Source organism: Litorivita pollutaquae, assembly GCF_003205515.1.
Classification (GTDB): Bacteria; Pseudomonadota; Alphaproteobacteria; order Rhodobacterales; family Rhodobacteraceae; genus Litorivita; species Litorivita pollutaquae.
The window spans coordinates 507,653-523,297 of sequence record NZ_KZ826481.1 but is presented as its reverse complement, the minus strand read 5'-3'; the positions used below and the strand labels follow the sequence as shown (position 1 = coordinate 523,297).

17 protein-coding genes and 1 pseudogene are annotated in these 15,645 nt (G+C 59.0%); 13 read left to right on the top strand and 5 right to left on the bottom strand.

Going from position 1 to position 15,645, the window contains the following annotated elements; all coding sequences use genetic code 11:
• The first annotated feature begins 253 nt into the window (after positions 1-253).
• Positions 254-658: a methylmalonyl-CoA epimerase gene (gene mce, locus DI396_RS02460; protein ID WP_110794532.1), complete on the top strand. Its 405-nt coding sequence runs from the start codon at positions 254-256 to the stop codon at positions 656-658.
• On the top strand, positions 658-963 hold the full coding sequence (locus tag DI396_RS02455) for a DUF1467 family protein (protein ID WP_110794531.1): 306 nt from the start codon (positions 658-660) through the stop codon (positions 961-963). The genes mce and DI396_RS02455 overlap by 1 nt, the downstream gene beginning before the upstream one ends.
• 75 nt (positions 964-1,038) lie before the next feature.
• Here DI396_RS02455 and DI396_RS02450 read toward each other — a convergent pair whose 3' ends face one another.
• The 3 genes from DI396_RS02450 to DI396_RS02440 all read right to left on the bottom strand — a co-directional run bounded on the left by DI396_RS02450 (position 1,039) and on the right by DI396_RS02440 (position 3,183).
• Positions 1,039-1,683, bottom strand: coding sequence for a VPLPA-CTERM sorting domain-containing protein (locus tag DI396_RS02450; RefSeq protein ID WP_110794530.1), 645 nt, complete (start codon positions 1,681-1,683; stop codon positions 1,039-1,041).
• A gap of 223 nt (positions 1,684-1,906) precedes the next feature.
• The gene (locus DI396_RS02445) at positions 1,907-2,608 is read right to left on the bottom strand and encodes an EI24 domain-containing protein (protein WP_110794529.1); all 702 of its coding nucleotides are present in this window, start codon (positions 2,606-2,608) and stop codon (positions 1,907-1,909) included.
• Positions 2,605-3,183: a nitroreductase family protein gene (locus DI396_RS02440; protein WP_110794528.1), complete on the bottom strand. Its 579-nt coding sequence runs from the start codon at positions 3,181-3,183 to the stop codon at positions 2,605-2,607. The genes DI396_RS02445 and DI396_RS02440 overlap by 4 nt, the downstream gene beginning before the upstream one ends.
• Positions 3,184-3,419: 236 nt before the next feature.
• Between DI396_RS02440 and DI396_RS02435 the strand changes: the two genes are divergently transcribed.
• Positions 3,420-3,677 (top strand): DUF167 domain-containing protein, encoded by a 258-nt coding sequence (locus DI396_RS02435; RefSeq protein ID WP_110794527.1) that lies wholly within the window; start codon positions 3,420-3,422, stop codon positions 3,675-3,677.
• 9 nt (positions 3,678-3,686) lie between these two features.
• Here DI396_RS02435 and DI396_RS02430 read toward each other — a convergent pair whose 3' ends face one another.
• Positions 3,687-3,929: a hypothetical protein gene (locus tag DI396_RS02430; RefSeq protein ID WP_110794855.1), complete on the bottom strand. Its 243-nt coding sequence runs from the start codon at positions 3,927-3,929 to the stop codon at positions 3,687-3,689.
• Positions 3,930-4,155: 226 nt separating this feature from the next.
• Here DI396_RS02430 and DI396_RS02425 point away from each other — a divergent pair, with 226 nt between their 5' ends.
• From DI396_RS02425 to DI396_RS02415, 3 genes are all read left to right on the top strand, one after another.
• Complete coding sequence (locus DI396_RS02425; protein ID WP_110794526.1) at positions 4,156-4,872, top strand: M48 family metallopeptidase; 717 nt, start codon at positions 4,156-4,158, stop codon at positions 4,870-4,872.
• Positions 4,873-5,440: 568 nt separating this feature from the next.
• The gene (locus DI396_RS16550; protein WP_204362778.1) at positions 5,441-5,914 is read left to right on the top strand and encodes a DUF6455 family protein; all 474 of its coding nucleotides are present in this window, start codon (positions 5,441-5,443) and stop codon (positions 5,912-5,914) included.
• Positions 5,911-6,237, top strand: coding sequence for a DUF6455 family protein (locus tag DI396_RS02415; protein ID WP_110794525.1), 327 nt, complete (start codon positions 5,911-5,913; stop codon positions 6,235-6,237). The genes DI396_RS16550 and DI396_RS02415 overlap by 4 nt, the downstream gene beginning before the upstream one ends.
• A gap of 288 nt (positions 6,238-6,525) precedes the next feature.
• Here the strand turns inward: DI396_RS02415 and DI396_RS02410 are convergent, their stop codons facing one another.
• On the bottom strand, positions 6,526-7,068 hold the full coding sequence (locus DI396_RS02410) for a DUF4405 domain-containing protein (protein ID WP_162617126.1): 543 nt from the start codon (positions 7,066-7,068) through the stop codon (positions 6,526-6,528).
• A gap of 344 nt (positions 7,069-7,412) precedes the next feature.
• Between DI396_RS02410 and DI396_RS02405 the strand changes: the two genes are divergently transcribed.
• The 7 genes and pseudogenes from DI396_RS02405 to DI396_RS02375 all read left to right on the top strand — a co-directional run.
• Positions 7,413-7,925 carry an acyloxyacyl hydrolase gene (locus tag DI396_RS02405; protein WP_110794523.1) on the top strand — a complete coding sequence of 171 codons (513 nt, stop codon included), beginning with the start codon at positions 7,413-7,415 and terminating at the stop codon, positions 7,923-7,925.
• A gap of 134 nt (positions 7,926-8,059) precedes the next feature.
• A complete protein-coding gene (locus DI396_RS02400; RefSeq protein WP_110794522.1) occupies positions 8,060-8,644 on the top strand; it encodes an ANTAR domain-containing response regulator in 585 nt (194 codons plus the stop codon).
• Positions 8,641-9,822 (top strand): CmpA/NrtA family ABC transporter substrate-binding protein, encoded by a 1,182-nt coding sequence (locus tag DI396_RS02395; protein ID WP_110794521.1) that lies wholly within the window; start codon positions 8,641-8,643, stop codon positions 9,820-9,822. The genes DI396_RS02400 and DI396_RS02395 overlap by 4 nt, the downstream gene beginning before the upstream one ends.
• 309 nt (positions 9,823-10,131) lie before the next feature.
• Positions 10,132-11,499 carry a CmpA/NrtA family ABC transporter substrate-binding protein gene (locus tag DI396_RS02390; RefSeq protein ID WP_110794520.1) on the top strand — a complete coding sequence of 456 codons (1,368 nt, stop codon included), beginning with the start codon at positions 10,132-10,134 and terminating at the stop codon, positions 11,497-11,499.
• A 109-nt stretch (positions 11,500-11,608) separates the two neighbouring features.
• Complete coding sequence (locus DI396_RS02385; RefSeq protein WP_110794519.1) at positions 11,609-12,694, top strand: ABC transporter permease; 1,086 nt, start codon at positions 11,609-11,611, stop codon at positions 12,692-12,694.
• A gap of 8 nt (positions 12,695-12,702) precedes the next feature.
• A complete protein-coding gene (locus DI396_RS02380; protein ID WP_110794518.1) occupies positions 12,703-14,385 on the top strand; it encodes an ABC transporter ATP-binding protein in 1,683 nt (560 codons plus the stop codon).
• A pseudogene (locus tag DI396_RS02375) lies at positions 14,385-15,626 on the top strand (NAD(P)/FAD-dependent oxidoreductase); the annotation flags it as partial. The gene DI396_RS02380 and the pseudogene DI396_RS02375, both read left to right, overlap by 1 nt.
• Positions 15,627-15,645 lie beyond the last annotated feature (19 nt).

The window sequence follows — 15,645 nt, the reverse complement described above, 5'->3', positions numbered from 1 at the left end:
ATGCGCCGTTAATGAGGCGGCGCTGCGGGCAATTAATTTACCATGATCTGCAGAATGTCTGCGCGCCGCCGATGGGGCGCGACGGGGAACGGGCCTAGGCGGCAGGTGTTTTTTGGTGCCCGTCGCGGGCCCGAACCTTGCTATGATGTGGGGCGCAGATCCGCCAATGGTCCCCTTGCACAGCAGCGATGCGCAGCCCATAACAGCACCCAACATATCGTGATACAAAGATGCGAAAGCCAAGGAGAGAGAAATGATTGGCCGATTGAACCATGTTGCCATTGCCGTGCCCGATCTGGAGGCCGCAGCCGACCAATACCGCAATGCCTTGGGGGCAAATGTCGGTGCGCCGCAAGACGAACCGGATCACGGCGTCACCGTGGTCTTTATCGAACTGCCAAACACCAAGATCGAGCTGCTTTACCCCTTGGGCGACAACAGCCCGATTGCCGCCTTCTTGGAAAAGAACCCCTCGGGCGGCATGCACCACGTATGTTACGAAGTCGATGACATCATTGCCGCTCGCGATCATTTGAAATCCACTGGCGCGCGGGTTCTTGGCAACGGCGAGCCGAAAATCGGGGCCCACGGTAAACCGGTTCTGTTCCTGCATCCCAAAGACTTCAACGGCTGCCTGGTGGAACTGGAGCAAGTCTGATGGGGATCACCTCAGCCATCGTTCTGTTTGCGGTTTTATGGTTCATGACCTTTCTGGTCGTGATTCCCTTCCGCATCCAGACCCAAGGCGATTTGGGAGAAATCGTGCCGGGAACGCAGGCCGGCGCGCCAGAGCATCATCATCTCAAAAAGAAAGCTTGGATCACCACGGCGATTGCTTCGGTGCTTTGGGTGATCTGCGCCTTTGTGATCTTTTCAGGGATATTGACGGTGCGAGATTTTGATTTCTTTGATCGTCTCGGCCCGCGCCCCACGTTGGAGCAGTCCGTTCCGGCAGAGCAATAGGCCGCAGGCTGCGCAACATAAAAACGGCGAAGGAGTTCCTTCGCCGTTTTGCATATGTCGTGAGGCCGCGTGCGATTAATTGCGGCGGCGCCTCATCAAGGCAAATGAGCCCATCCCGCCCAGAAGCAAGGGCAATCCCGCCGGCACTGGCACCGCAGGAATTTCGGTCAGGATAAACCGCTCCCATCCACCATAGGCGAAATAGGCAGTCCCCGCGCGCCATCCCGCCCCGATTTCGGTGGCGGCTGCGTCGGCGTCAATATTGGCACCGGAATTGGTATGCCAGCTCAACCGCTGCGCCCCGTTGCTGAACAACACATCGGCGTCGATCTGGAAAATCGAACTGCCCAGACCGGCAAAACCCATCGACAGCCCGTTGGCATACCATTGGGCTCCATTGGCCTCGACCGTGACGTTGTGGGCGGTGTGCAGGGTGGTCAGTGTGGCCGTGTCAATCGTCGCCAGCAACGAAAAACTGGTTGATCCGACTTGCCGTGCGGCAAACATCACCTGATCATTGGCATCGGAATAAATATCGGCGAGGGCGATGCCGCTGTCGGAATAAAGACCGGAGTAAATGGTTTGCCAGCTGCCGAATACAGTGGCCTCATTGACATTGGTTTGAACACCGACAGGGTCATAGGTCAAAGCCCATGCGGCGGGGACACACGTCGATAGGCCAAGTGAGAGCACCAGCGTGGCGGTGAATTTACGTATCATGACAAGCTCCTTTCGACAGGGGCTTTACGGTGGCAGAAAGCTCCGGCAGAAGGAGCGTGATCTGGTCAAGATACCGATGGAATGCGGCGTGATCTGGGCAGGATTAAGGTATTGTTAACCGTCGAAGTCGAGACCCGCGCCATGCCCGCAGCGGCACTGTGTCTCTGCGCGGTCCCGTTATGCGCCGGCGCTGGTGGGCGCATAGCGGGCGCTTTGTAGGGCGCTACCCGTCATTGCTACGCCGGTGCAGAGCATGGAAAATATGGGTGAAGGTGGCCGCCCCGATGATCGGCACCAAAAGATTGACCAAAGGCACCGTGAGCGGGATCGCCATCAAAACTCCCGCGCCCCAAATCGTCATCCCGTGTTTCTTGCGCAGGGCATTTGCCCCCTCTGGCCCGATCCGGCGCATCGCGGCCAATTGGAAATATTCACGCCCCAAAAGATATCCGTTCAGCCCCCAAAAGATCAAAATGGCCCCGAAAGGCAGGATCAGATAGAGTAAAAGCGCCAGAATATTCGCCACGATCAAAACGCCCAGATAGTTGATCGTATCGCGCAGCGCATCGAAAAACGGCGTATGCGGGGCAGGCGGCAAATCGGGGTAATGGCGGGCCTCGACGGCATCGGCGACCTCATCCAGGAACATCGACGTGATGGCCGAGGCCACCGGAACCATCAAGAAGACCGATAGAACCAACATCATGACAATGCTGCCAATGCCGAGAAAATCACCAACCCAAGTGACCTCGCCCACCAAAGGCAGGGTCAGGCTATCGCCGGTGGCCCAGGTGACCAAGGCAAACACACCGGCACAGGCCGCCACCAACAGCGCGATGGTCAACCCGATGCCAAGCATCAAAACCTTGCGAAATCGCGGATCGTCGATTTGCCCGAGGGCGCGGAAAAATGCGGTGAGGATCATGTATCCATCCATGTGGTGATCGTGTCCAGATCCGGGCGGGGCCGGTCGGGCGGCACCGCGCCTTCGGTGCCGATATGGATGATCCCGGCCACACGTTCATGCGCCGCAAGGCCAAAGCCGTCTTCGATGAAACTCCGGTCATGGCTGGGCCAACCCGAAAGCCAATTGGCCCCCCATCCGGCGGCCAAAGCGGCGTTGAGCAGGGCAAGGCACACCGCTCCGGCGCTATAGGTTTGTTCAATGGCGGGAATTTTTTCCGACGGTGTTTGCACTTCGACGACGACGACCGCGAGTTTGCCGCTGGCAAATTGTGCGACGCCTTTGGTGATTTGTTCGGAGGCGAGGCCAAGCGCTTCGCCGCGCGCCTGCGCCAAGCCGGCAAGGCGGGGCATCGCCGGTTGCTCCAACACGATAAACCGCCAGGGCTCCAATTTGCCATGATCAGGGGTGCGGGCGGCGGCAGTCAAAAGCGGGGTCAACTCGTCGCGGTTCGGCACTGGCAAACCAAGCGTCTTTTGCGGGCGCGAGCGCCGAGTGAGTAGAAATTCAAGAGCGGCAGGGTTCGGGAGGGGCATGAGGATCCTTTATGGGCCTGAAGGTGGCCCCATGGGATTTGAAATGTTGGCGTCAGCTACGAAATCATCTGCCTCTATGTCGGACCTTGCGCGGCGATCGTCAAGGTCTTGGTGAGGCGACGATCGAAGGGTGCGGCGTGTTGCACCGCGCGGGCCGCGCGGCGGCTGGTCCCGGCGTTGCAAACCCGATAAGGTTTCGCGCAGGCTGCAATAATACCAATTTGAGAGCACCGCCAATGTCCAAAACGCCCCTGCTTGCGGATCTGGCCACCACCGGCGCGCAGATCGCGGTGCGTGTGACCCCCAAGGCCGCGCGCAACCGGATCACGGTCGAGGAGGGCGCAATCCGTATTTATGTCACCACCGTGCCCGAAGGCGGCAAAGCCAACGCTGCCGTGCAAAAGCTTTTGGCCAAATCCTTAGGGGTGGCCAAATCGCGGCTCCGGCTCAAACGCGGTGAGACCAGCCGCGACAAGGTTTTCGAGATCACCTGACCCGAAGTGTTATTTGCGCGTGGTTTCGTTGAGCAAATAGGCGCCTTCAGGCAAATCGAGCGCCGCACCAAGATCGCGCAGTTGTGCGATCGATAGGGTGATCATCACCACGGTATCGGTGCGCGGATCATATTGCTCGACGGTGATACATTCGGAAAACGCATTGACCGTGACATCTTCTTTGAGTGGGGCGGGGCCGTCGTCAACCAGGGTGATCACCGTGGCGTCGAACTCATGCTCGATGGTAAACATATGGCCATGATGACGCGGCCGGTAGAGCTTGGCAAGGGAGCGTTGCGGCGGGGCAGGTGACGGGCGGCCATGGTCGCGCCGCCGCCGCATGGATTTGATCACCACCGGTTTGGGCAGGCGCGCGGCCACCCACGCGCAAAGAAGTGAGCGCGAAAGCCTTTCCTATGACTGGAACGCGGCGCACAACCTGCTACAACAAGCAGACATTTCGTGAATGAGGATATTCATGCGCGCTTTCGCTCTTCTCGCTTTACCGCTTCTGGTGGCTTGTGTTGAACCGACCACGACGCCGCGCCCCGGTGGCTCCACCACCGCGCCCGCTGCAACGTCGTCCAACGCGGCGCATCTTACCCCCTCGCAGGCCAACCGGGAATTTGTGCGCGTGGTGCAGACCATCGAGCCGATCGCCGAAGCCGAATGCCGCCGCCGCGCCCCGCGCAGCAATTGCGATTTCCTCATCGTGATCGACGACCGTCCGAACCAACCGCCCAATGCATTTCAAACGCTTGATGATACCGGCCGCCCTGTAATTGCCTTTAATCTCGGGTTGATTGCCATGGCGCATAACGCCGATGAACTGGCCTTTGTTCTTGGTCACGAGGCGGCGCACCATATCAACGGCCACATCGCCCGCACGCAGGCCAATGCAGCCACCGGTGCGTTGATTTTTGCCGGATTGGCGGCTCTGACCGGTGCTGGCGAAAACGAGGTGCGTGCGGCGCAGGACATTGGGGCCACGGTTGGCGCGCGCAGCTATTCGAAGGATTTCGAATTGGAAGCCGATGCGCTGGGCACACGTATCACTGCGCGGGCCGGATATGACCCCGTGCGCGGGGCGGCATTTTTCACCCGTATTCCTGATCCGGGCAACCGGTTCCTCGGCACCCATCCGCCCAATGCCGCGCGGATTGAAACCGTACGGCGCGAGGCGGCAAAGCTGTAAGCTGTTGCGCCGTCGGAGTGGCCGCAGTTTGTCTGCGGGGGCGGCTTTGCATCGGCGGCGGAAACCCTTGGCCCCTCTGCCTTCCCCCCCCCAGCACGGGGTGCTCGACGAGAGTTTTGATGTCACGCGTAGCAGCATCGTCGCAGCGGGGGAGATTTGCCGCGCTGCTCGATCAACTTCGCGATAGAGCGCAGGCGATTGCAGTGAGGTTTTGCACAGCCGCGATAAGAATCCGGGCGCGCGGGCCGCAAGAGAGCATTGCAGAGGTACAGACAAAACTCTCCGATAGCAGCCATTGGGTCAAGGGTGTTGTGTCAGGGTGGCATGGCATGACGTCCGTCTATTAGGTTTTATAACATGTGCTTAGTGCGTTCTGACAACTTTTTGTATGCACAGTGCCACGCGCGCCAAGAATGGGTTTGCCGGTCGAACCTAATGTGGCGTGCTATGACCCGCGCGCCAGATGGCGCAAGTTGCACCTGTTGCCGTTTTGATCCGGATCAAGGTGCGATAGCCCCGCGTGCTTTATGTCTGAGCTTCGACGCGCCTCTTCATTCGGAGCCCTTCGATGACCCAAAACTCTGTGATGCCGCCCAAGCCTGTCCGTGCTCTTGGTCCCTCTATCCGCCATTATTGGCGGGTTAAACGTATGGCAAGGGCAACCGGGACGGATTTGATCGCTGCGTTCGAAGCTGGCGATCTGGACGCGCGGCGCTGGGCACAGGTCGTTGATACCTGCCGAGGCTGCGCATGGGTGAATGGATGCGCACGATGGCTTGCTCAGGCCGACGCAGCGGCCCGCGCGGGGGGGGCAGAAAACGTGGCCGATACCGCACCCGATGCGTGTTTGAACCGGGGTCTATTTGCCAATCTCAAGGCGTTGCAATTGGCCGGATGCCTGCCAGAACCTCAGCCTCAGTTCCAATACCGGATCCAATCCCCATTGCCATTGCCGCGCGCCATAGACCGCCGGTCACCGCCCGCCTTTCAGGCCGTCCATGCGCACCCGCAAAATGCCCTGCGCGAAAAGAGCCCGATATGAGCGTTCCGACTTTGGCCCGATTGGGCGATCCGAACCGGCATTTCTGGCTGACCCGTTCGGTGGGGCGGGTGATGGGGCTGTCTCTCGGGCAAGCCGTTCTTGACGGGCGGCTGAGCGAACAGTCTTATTGCGGTATGGTCACCCGTTGCCGCCGCTGTTTGCAGGTAGATACATGCGAACGTTGGCTCGGGGCGCAGCCGGTGCCGCCGACCTCTGCGCCGGATTTTTGCCCCAACAGCGAGATTTATAATAGGCTGAAGCAGGGCGGTGCCCCCGATGACATACCTCCTGCCGGCACACCCCCTTCCGACACAGCCCGCTGATCCCGCACAGCCACCCGAGCAGGACCGTCCGCTAAACGGATGACCGGCGACGAGCGCCCGCCGGACACGTCGCGCAGGTCCGCCAGACGGGCGATGCAAGTCAGGATGTCCGCCACACCCAAACGATGTGATCGGCAGATACCGATTGCGGGGCGATGAGGCGTCGCGCGCAAGCCGCGCCATCGAGGGCAGCCCCCCTCAACAGGGGTGCCATGCCGGTTCCACCGGTCCTACATATGATGCCGCACAGCTCTTGCTGCCGCCCTTCATGCCCCCCGCGCGGCGGCGCTATTGTCTTGTGCCCGCTGCGCTCGGATTTGCTGCATCAGGCGCGCCCGCGCCGAAATCACGGCTTAACGTGGCGATCAACTCTGCTTGGTTTCGCAATTCTGTGCCGGTTAGATCAGCCAGAGATTGCCCGGCAAACGCATCGTAGCCATGCCCGCCGAGCGCAGCGATCAAACCCGCAGCATCGGTGCCCAACACCGGTGCCAGAACCTCGATCGGGGCCTGCGCCAACAACTGGATAGAGGTAATGTCGGGGCGTCCGCCGCCTTTCCCCCCGCCCAGCGGAACGAAGGACAACGACAGCGCGGCGACGAAAACCGCCATGACCGTGACAGCCAGAGGTCGCTTGAAGTAGAGTGTGAACGCGCGCCTGTTGAGCGCCACATGCAAGATCACAGCGGCAATCATTACCAAGCCGATCCATTCATGGGCCAACTTGTTCAAACCGCTGTTGAGGTGGAAAAACATCAACAGGCCGGTGACCGCCATAAGGGTAAAGCTGCCGATGGTGATCGGTGTGGCATAACGGCGAAGGGTAGACATCTGTAAGGCTCCTTGATGGCCTGTCGCTCTGCGTCCGTTCCTGTTCACCGCCAGATCCCCAAACCCACGAAAACGGGTCAGGGCCGAAATGCGGCCCACACCAGAGGAGGCAGGCCAAAGGCGCTGCGCATAATTGAACGCGGCACCGCATTGCGGCATATCCCGAGGGTGCAAGACACGAGCGGTTGAAAAGGCGCGGCGCAAAACGGCGTGGTGTTTGGCGCGTCCTGCAGGTGATACGTGCGGGGCAGGGAACTCCGTCGCGCGGGCTTGCAAAAAATCTGCAGGTGACAGCAGCTGCGCCGCCCCCTATCAGGGGAGGGTGGAATCGAAAGGACGCGAACATGGATGGCACATTGGCGGGATTGTTTTTGTTGGTTGGACTGACGGATATGGGGTTCAATCATTGTCCTGACGGTTGCCTGGCCCGAGCCCCCGCGCAGGCGTCCTTCAGCCTGTCGGCGGGTGACGTGATTTTTCAAGAGTCGCATATCGATCGCGAGGCCTATCTGCGCTATTCCTTTGGTCACAGCTTTGGCCCGTTTCAACCTGCTGTCGGGGTGTCGGTAACCGAGAGCGGCGATGCGTGGGTCGGGTTTGGCGCAACGCACGAAAGCAATTTCTGGAATGATCGCGGCTACGTCTCATTGTCCCTGATGCCCGGGGTCTATGCACGCGGCGATGGCCCGGATTTGGGCCATGAAATCGAATTCCGGTCGGGAATTGAACTTGGCTATCGCGCCCAATCCGGGGTGCGTGTGGGCTTGGTTTACGACCACCGCTCCAATGCCGAGATCGCCAGCCACAATCCAGGCCTCGAAACGATCCAGCTTCGCGTGTCTATTCCCGTGAAGTAAGAGGGTTTTCACGCTGCCCTTTTTTTGGGCTAACCGCCCATAATTGCACCGTAAGTTATAAGAGACCCGCCCCTCGTGGCACTGGCTGCGCTGTGATCTTGGCGGCGTGCGGCGGGCGCGGCACTGCTCGCTTTATGAGTTATGATCTGAAAATTGCGGTGGTCGAAGCTGACGCTGGACGCTCCGCCGAAATCCTTCAAGGTCTGGCCGATGGCGGTTGGACCGATGTTGTGGTTTTGAGCGAGACCCGCGCCCTCGCGCGGCGCTTGTCCGAGATTGATCCCGATTTGGTGTTGATCGATCTGGCCAACCCGTCGCGCGACCTTTTGGAAAACCTGTCGGCAGCATCCGGGGCCAGCACCCGCCCCGTGGCGATGTTTGTCGATCGCTCCGATGACGGTATGACCGGGGCTGCGATCAAGGCGGGCCTGTCCGCTTATGTGGTGGATGGCCTCAAGAAAGACCGGATCAAACCGGTCTTGGAAACCGCCATTGCGCGGTTCCGGATGATCTCGCAGATGCGTTCTGAACTCGACGCTGCAAAGTTGGCCCTCGCCGAACGCAAAACCATCGACCGTGCCAAAGGGTTGCTGATGCAAGCCAAGGGCATTGGCGAAGATGAGGCCTATTCCTTGCTGCGCCGCACCGCGATGGACCAGAATCGCAAGCTTACCGATGTGGCCCAAGCTCTCATTACTGCGACGGAACTGCTTCAATGAAAAACCTCACCACCCTGAATTGCGGTTATGTACCCTTGGTCGACAGCGCGCCTTTGGTTCTGGCGCGCGAGATGAATTTCGCCGCCGAGGAGGGGATCAACCTTCAACTTTTGCGCCAACCCTCGTGGTCGGCGCTGCGGGATCTTTTGGCCCTTGGCCATCTGGACGCGGCGCATATCCTGTCGCCTTTGCCAATTGCAATGTCATTGGGTCTTGGCGGGTTGCCGGCGCAGGTCGATGCATTGATGGTGCTGTCGGTCAATGGCAATGCCATTGGGGTTTCAACGGAATTGGCGGATAAGATGCGCGCGGCAGGCTGGAGCGGGCGGTTCACGGCACCCGAAGAGACCGGCCGCGCCCTGATCGAAGCGGCAGGATCGCCTTTGCGCGTCGGCGTGCCCTTTCCCTTTTCGATGCACGTGGAATTGCTCCACTATTGGTTGGGTGCGCTGGGCGTGGACACAGACCGCTGCCTTGATGTGCGGATCGTGCCGCCGCCCTTGATGGCCGAAACTCTGGCCGATGGCGAGATCGACGCTTTTTGTGTCGGGGAGCCGTGGGGGTCGATGGCGGTCGAGGCGCAGGCAGGTGAATTGATCCTGCCGGGGGCGTCTATCTGGTCCTTCGCGCCGGAAAAAGTGCTTGGCGTGCGCCATGAATGGGCCGAAGCCAACCCGGAGTTGACCGCAGCCTTGATGCGCGCGGTGTATCGCGCCTCGCATTGGCTTGGCCAAGAGGGCAACCTGCCCCTGGCTTCCGAGGTGCTGGCGCGTTCTGAACATCTGGATTTGCCGGCGACAGTGATTGACCGCGCCCTTGCAGGACAAATCATCACCCGTCCTCGCGCTTTGGGGGTGCATGTGCCGCAATTTCTCTGCCTGCATCGCGGTGCCACGAATTTCCCATGGCGCAGTCAGGCCGCTTGGATTGCCAACGGTATTGCACGCCGTCACGGGCTTGACCCCGCTGCGGCGATCCGTAGGGCCAAGGCTTGTTTTCGCGCGGATCTGTATCGTGCAAACCTCTCGCCGATCGGTGCGGATATGCCGGGGGCGTCCGAAAAATTGGAAGGCGCAATGCAGTCCCCCGAAGCCGTATCCTCGACGCGTGGCGAGATGATTCTTGGCCCGGATGCGTTTTTTGACGGTCAAATTTTCGACCCATCTGCGGTTTCGTGATGATTTTTTGTGCAGATGCAGCAACCTCGCCACAATCTTTCTGCAAATGCAAAGACTCTCTCTCGCCAAGCGCCAAGGGGCTCCTGTAACTTCGAACCCATAGGGCGGATGCAACGTAGCATCGCCGCCCCCGAGATCCCCGCCGCCGGGGTTTGCCACGAAGAGCAATGCCGCTCGATACGATCTCCGCTCCTGCTTCGAGCTGATCCTATCGCGCGGCTTTTTTAATTTCCCAATTCCGTTGACTGGCCCGCTTGGGCGTCATTGGACCCGCCCCTTTGGGCCACGTAGCACAAGGATTGCCAACGTATGAAAACCGTTTTGAAATGGGCTTTGACCACCACTGCTCTCATCGCTTCGCCCGCCATGGCCGAACTGCTCGATGTTGAAAAAGATGAGCTGAAATTCGGCTTTATCAAACTGACCGATATGGCGCCGCTCGCCGTCGCCTATGAAAAAGGTTATTTCGAGGATGAGGGCCTGTTCGTTACGCTGGAAGCGCAAGCCAATTGGAAAGTGCTGCTCGATGGTGTGATTTCTGGCACCTTGGACGGGGCGCATATGCTCGCCGGTCAACCTTTGGCCGCCACGATCGGTTACGGCACCGAAGCCCATATCATCACGCCATTTTCGATGGACTTGAACGGCAATGCGATCACCGTCTCGAACGAAATATGGGAGCAGATGAAAGAGTTTGTGCCCGAGGAGAACGGCAAGCCCGTGCACCCGATTTCGGCCTCTTCTTTGAAGCCGGTCGTCGAGAAATACAAAGACGACGGCAAGGCTTTCAACATGGGGATGGTCTTCCCCGTTTCGACGCATAACTATGAATTGCGCTACTGGCTTGCCGCCGGTGGTTTGCAGCCGGGGTATTATTCCCCCGAGGATGTGTCAGGGCAAATCGGCGCCGATGTCCTGCTTTCTGTGACGCCGCCACCGCAGATGCCCGCCACAATGGAAGCCGGCACGATCTATGGCTATTGCGTCGGCGAGCCGTGGAACCAAGCCGCTGTTTTCAAAGGTATCGGCGTTCCGGTGATCACCGATTACGAATTGTGGAAAAATAATCCCGAGAAAGTCTTCGGCATGTCTGCCTCCTTCCAGCAGGAAAATCCGCAAACCGCGATTGCCGTGACCAAAGCCTTGATCCGTGCGGCGATTTGGCTGGATGAAAATGACAACGCCAACCGTGAAGAGGCGGTCGAGATCCTGTCGCGGTCTGAATACGTTGGCGCCGATGCAGAGGTCATTGCCAATTCGATGACCGGCACATTTGAATATGAAAAAGGCGACAAACGCGATGTGCCTGACTTCAATACCTTCTTCCGCCACAATGCCACATACCCCTATTATTCGGATGCGATTTGGTACCTGACCCAAATGCGCCGTTGGGGCCAAATCGCCGAAACCAAACCTGACAGCTGGTATGACGAGATCGCCAAATCGGTCTACAAGCCCGAGATTTACCTCGAAGCGGCGCGTCATCTGGTTGACGAAGGCCTTGCCAATGAAGGTGATTTCCCATGGGACAGCGACGGTTACAAAGCGCCGACCCCGTCGGGCGATATCATTGATGGCATCGGTTATGATGGCAAAACCCCCAACGCCTACATCGACAGCCTGCCGATCGGTTTGAAATCCAGCCAGACCGTCGAAGGCAATCAAGTCAAGGGATGATCCCTTTGCCCGCCGCCCGCCTCGCATGGGGCAGGGCGGCGGACATGCTTTATCACGGCACTTTCGCTCCGCCCCAATTCCATACCACGCCCGTCCAAGGACCAGCTTTATGACCGTCATTGACCCCGATACCCTCGCAGCCAGCGCCGCGAAAGACGCGCGCCGCGCGCGGACATTTACCCGCATCAACAAGGCCGATGGATGGCTTAAGGTTGTGGGCTTGCCGTGGGTGACACCGATCCTCAAAGCCATTGCCGGCGACAACCCGCGCACGCAGGCCAAGGAAATATGGCAGCAGCTTGGCGTGCCTTTGCTCGCCATTCTCGTGTTCTTGTTTATGTGGTCGAGCCTTGCGCCGAGGGTGCAAACCTCGCTTGGTGCGATCCCCGGCCCGATGGCGGTATGGGAGCAGGTCGGCAATTTGCATGCCGATCACCTGCGTGAGAAAGACAAAGAGGCGCAGTTTTACGAGCGCCAGGACGTGCGCAACGACAAATTGATCGCCGCCGGCAAGGAAGACAAAGTCAAATTCCGCAGCTACACTGGCAAGCCGACCTATTACCAGCAAATCTGGACCTCGATCAAAACCGTTTTCTTCGGCTTTTTGATTGCGACGATCGTCGCCGTGCCGCTCGGCATCGCCGCCGGTCTGTCAAAGACTGCCAATGCTGCGATCAACCCGATTGTGCAAATTTTCAAACCGGTCTCGCCGCTGGCTTGGCTGCCCATCGTGACCATGGTCGTATCGGCGGTTTATGCCACCAATGACGGGATGTTCTCGAAATCCTTCCTCGTCTCGGCGATCACTGTGACGCTCTGCTCGCTTTGGCCAACTTTGATCAACACATCGCTCGGCGTGGCCTCGATCGACAAAGATCTTGTGAGCGTGTCCAAGGTCCTCAAAATGGGCACCTGGACCAAGATCACCAAATTGGTTTTGCCTTCGGCTCTGCCGTTGATCTTTACCGGTCTGCGCCTGTCACTGGGTGTTGGATGGATGGTTTTGATTGCGGCTGAAATGCTCGCTCAGAACCCCGGTTTGGGCAAATTTGTTTGGGATGAATTCCAAAACGGGTCGTCGCAATCGCTGGCCAAAATCATGGTCGCGGTCTTCACCATCGGCATCATTGGCTTCTTGTTGGACCGTGTGATGTTCGCCTTGCAACAGCTGTTTACCTTTAGCGCAAACCGGTGAGGCCTGACATGAGCTTTCTTAAATTTGACAACGTCTCCAAAGGCTTCGGCGAAGGCACGCAATATAAACAGGTGCTGTCGAACATTAACCTCGAAGTGCCGGAGGGCGAATTTCTTGCCATCCTCGGGTTCTCCGGAACCGGCAAGTCGACGCTGATGAACATGGTGGCGGGTTTGGAAAAACCCACCAAAGGCACCGTGACGTTCAAAGGCAAAGAGATCGACGGGCCCGGCCCCGAACGCGGGTTGGTGTTTCAAAGCTACTCGCTGATGCCGTGGCTGACGGTGTCGGGCAATATTGGTCTTGCCGTGGATGCGGTTGCGCCAAAAATTTCCAAAAAGGAAAAGCAGGCCAAGATCGACCATTACATCAAGATGGTGGGCTTGACCCATGCTGCGCACCGCCGCCCTGCGGAGCTGTCGGGCGGTATGCGCCAACGGGTCGCCGTGGCGCGTGCATTGGCCTTGTCGCCGGAATTATTGCTGCTCGACGAGCCGCTTTCGGCGCTGGATGCTCTGACCCGCGCAAACCTTGCCGATGAGATTTTGCAAATCTGGGAAACCGATAAAAAGACCGTCATTCTCATCACCAATGACGTAGATGAAGCCATTATTTTGGCCGATCGGATCATTCCGCTCAATCCCGATGGCACTTTGGGCGAGGCGTTCAAGGTGGATATTCCACGCCCGCGTGACCGCATGGCGATGAACCACGACGAAGGGTTCAAAAAACTGCGCGCGCAGGTAACGACCCATCTGATGGATGTGGGGATCGATGCCAAAGCCGAAGAAAGTCGCGCCTTGCCCAATGTCACGCCAATTCATGGGGTGCCGGCAGCGGTGGCCAAGGCCCAAGAGGGGATGATCGATAGCAATTTCCTCGATTTTTCGCAGTTGCACAAAATCTATCCGACGCCCAAAGGTCCGTTGACGGTGGTCGAGGATTTCAACCTTAAACTCAACCGCGGCGAGTTTGTCTCGCTGATTGGCCATTCCGGTTGCGGTAAATCCACGGTTTTGACCATGGCGGCGGGGCTCAATTCGATCTCAAAAGGGGTGATCCGCTTGGATGGCCGTGCCGTGATGGGTGCCGACCCCGAACGCGCGGTGGTGTTCCAATCGCCTTCCTTGTTTCCGTGGCTGACGGCGCGCGAGAACTGCTCGATCGGGGTGGACCGTGTTTATCCGACCGCCAGCCGCGCCGAGCGTCAAGATGTGGTCGAATACTACCTTGAGCGCGTCGGATTGGCGGATGCGATGGACCGTCCTGCCTCTGATATGTCCAACGGCATGAAGCAACGGGTCGGTATCGCCCGCGCCTTTGCCTTGTCGCCGAAACTACTGCTTTTGGATGAGCCGTTCGGCATGCTCGACAGTCTCACCCGTTGGGAGCTTCAAGAGGTTTTGATGGAGGTCTGGAGCCGCACCAAGGTCACCGCCGTTTGCGTCACCCATGACGTGGACGAAGCGATCCTTTTGGCGGACCGCGTGGTGATGATGACCAACGGCCCGCAAGCCACGATCGGCAAAATCGTCGACGTGGACCTGCCGCGCCCGCGCACCCGTAAGGCCCTTCTGGAGCATCCGGATTACTACAACTATCGCCAAGAGGTTCTTGATTTCCTTGAGGAATACGAGCACGGTGCGAAACCCGCGCCAAAGCAGGCCGCTGCGAATGAGGACGCGGCGTAATGGCCGAACGATTGGTCATCATCGGGGCCGGTATGGCGGCCGGGCGGTTGGTTGAACGGCTGTGCGTGGATCATGCCGGCGCCTATGAGATCACGCTTTTCAACGCCGAGCCGCGCGGCACCTATAACCGGATCATGCTTTCGCCGGTTCTGTCGGGCGAAAAAACCTATGCCGAAATCGTGACCCATGATGACGCATGGTATGCTGCTCATGGCGTGACCTGCCGGTTTGGCGAAAAGGTGACCGGCATTGATACGGACGCGAAAACCGTCACCGGCGAAAACGGCACGGTTGCCTATGATCGCTTGGTGATCGCGACAGGATCTGCGCCCTTTATCATCCCCTTGCCGGGCAGTGATTTGAGCGGTGTGATTGCCTATCGCGATCTTGAAGACACCGACATGATGATCCAAGCCGCCGCCAACCCCGGTGCTCGCGCGGTTGTTATTGGCGGCGGTCTCTTGGGCCTTGAGGCCGCCGCCGGCCTTGCGGCGCGCGGTATGGAGGTCACGGTGGTGCACCTCATGGGCCACCTGATGGAACGGCAATTGGACGAAGCAGCGGGATTTTTGCTCCGTAAGGCGCTCATTGATCGCGGTATCAAGGTGATCTGCGGCGCCAATTCGCATGAAATTCTGGGCCACGATGGCCGCGTGTGCGCCCTTGTGCTTGAGGATGGGCGTAAATTGCCCTGTGATCTGTTGGTGATGGCCGTGGGCATTCGCCCCAATACCGGTGTGGCAAAAGACGCCGGCATTGCGGTCGCGCGCGGCATTCCGGTGAATGACCAGATGCAAACCGCCACGCCGGATGTCTATGCCCTTGGCGAATGCGTTGAGCACAACGGCGCTCTCTTTGGTCTCGTTGCGCCGCTGTATGATCAGGCCGAAGTTCTGGCGACGCATCTGACGGGCGGGCAGGCGGCGTTTGCCCCAAAAGAGGTTTCAACAAAGCTTAAAGTTACCGGATGCGATCTGTTCTCTGCTGGTGATTTTGCCGGAGGCGAGGGGCGCGAGGACATCACGCTGCGCGACCCTGAAGGCGGCAATTACAAACGCCTGGTCCTCGAAAACAGCCGCCTTGTCGGTGCGGTGATGTATGGCGATACGGCTGATAGCAGTTGGTTTTATGGTCTGATCCGCAGCGGCGCCGATGTTAGCAACATGCGCGAGCAATTGCTTTTTGGCCCTTCACATGAGGGGGCAATCCCCCTTGAACCCTATGGCGGGCGGTGCAGCCTGACCGGGTAATCTGGCCGCG

Coding starts and splice junctions, on each gene's coding strand:
- DI396_RS02405 (WP_110794523.1), top strand. CDS start 7,413: ATGGATGGCACATTGGCGGGATTGTTTTTGTTGGTTGGACTGACGGAT.
- DI396_RS02430 (WP_110794855.1), bottom strand. CDS start 3,929: ATGTTTACCATCGAGCATGAGTTCGACGCCACGGTGATCACCCTGGTT.
- DI396_RS02390 (WP_110794520.1), top strand. CDS start 10,132: ATGAAAACCGTTTTGAAATGGGCTTTGACCACCACTGCTCTCATCGCT.
- DI396_RS02400 (WP_110794522.1), top strand. CDS start 8,060: ATGAGTTATGATCTGAAAATTGCGGTGGTCGAAGCTGACGCTGGACGC.
- DI396_RS02425 (WP_110794526.1), top strand. CDS start 4,156: ATGCGCGCTTTCGCTCTTCTCGCTTTACCGCTTCTGGTGGCTTGTGTT.
- DI396_RS02385 (WP_110794519.1), top strand. CDS start 11,609: ATGACCGTCATTGACCCCGATACCCTCGCAGCCAGCGCCGCGAAAGAC.
- DI396_RS02415 (WP_110794525.1), top strand. CDS start 5,911: ATGAGCGTTCCGACTTTGGCCCGATTGGGCGATCCGAACCGGCATTTC.
- DI396_RS02380 (WP_110794518.1), top strand. CDS start 12,703: ATGAGCTTTCTTAAATTTGACAACGTCTCCAAAGGCTTCGGCGAAGGC.
- DI396_RS16550 (WP_204362778.1), top strand. CDS start 5,441: ATGACCCAAAACTCTGTGATGCCGCCCAAGCCTGTCCGTGCTCTTGGT.
- mce (WP_110794532.1), top strand. CDS start 254: ATGATTGGCCGATTGAACCATGTTGCCATTGCCGTGCCCGATCTGGAG.
- DI396_RS02450 (WP_110794530.1), bottom strand. CDS start 1,683: ATGATACGTAAATTCACCGCCACGCTGGTGCTCTCACTTGGCCTATCG.
- DI396_RS02445 (WP_110794529.1), bottom strand. CDS start 2,608: ATGATCCTCACCGCATTTTTCCGCGCCCTCGGGCAAATCGACGATCCG.
- DI396_RS02435 (WP_110794527.1), top strand. CDS start 3,420: ATGTCCAAAACGCCCCTGCTTGCGGATCTGGCCACCACCGGCGCGCAG.
- DI396_RS02410 (WP_162617126.1), bottom strand. CDS start 7,068: ATGTCTACCCTTCGCCGTTATGCCACACCGATCACCATCGGCAGCTTT.
- DI396_RS02455 (WP_110794531.1), top strand. CDS start 658: ATGGGGATCACCTCAGCCATCGTTCTGTTTGCGGTTTTATGGTTCATG.
- DI396_RS02395 (WP_110794521.1), top strand. CDS start 8,641: ATGAAAAACCTCACCACCCTGAATTGCGGTTATGTACCCTTGGTCGAC.
- DI396_RS02440 (WP_110794528.1), bottom strand. CDS start 3,183: ATGCCCCTCCCGAACCCTGCCGCTCTTGAATTTCTACTCACTCGGCGC.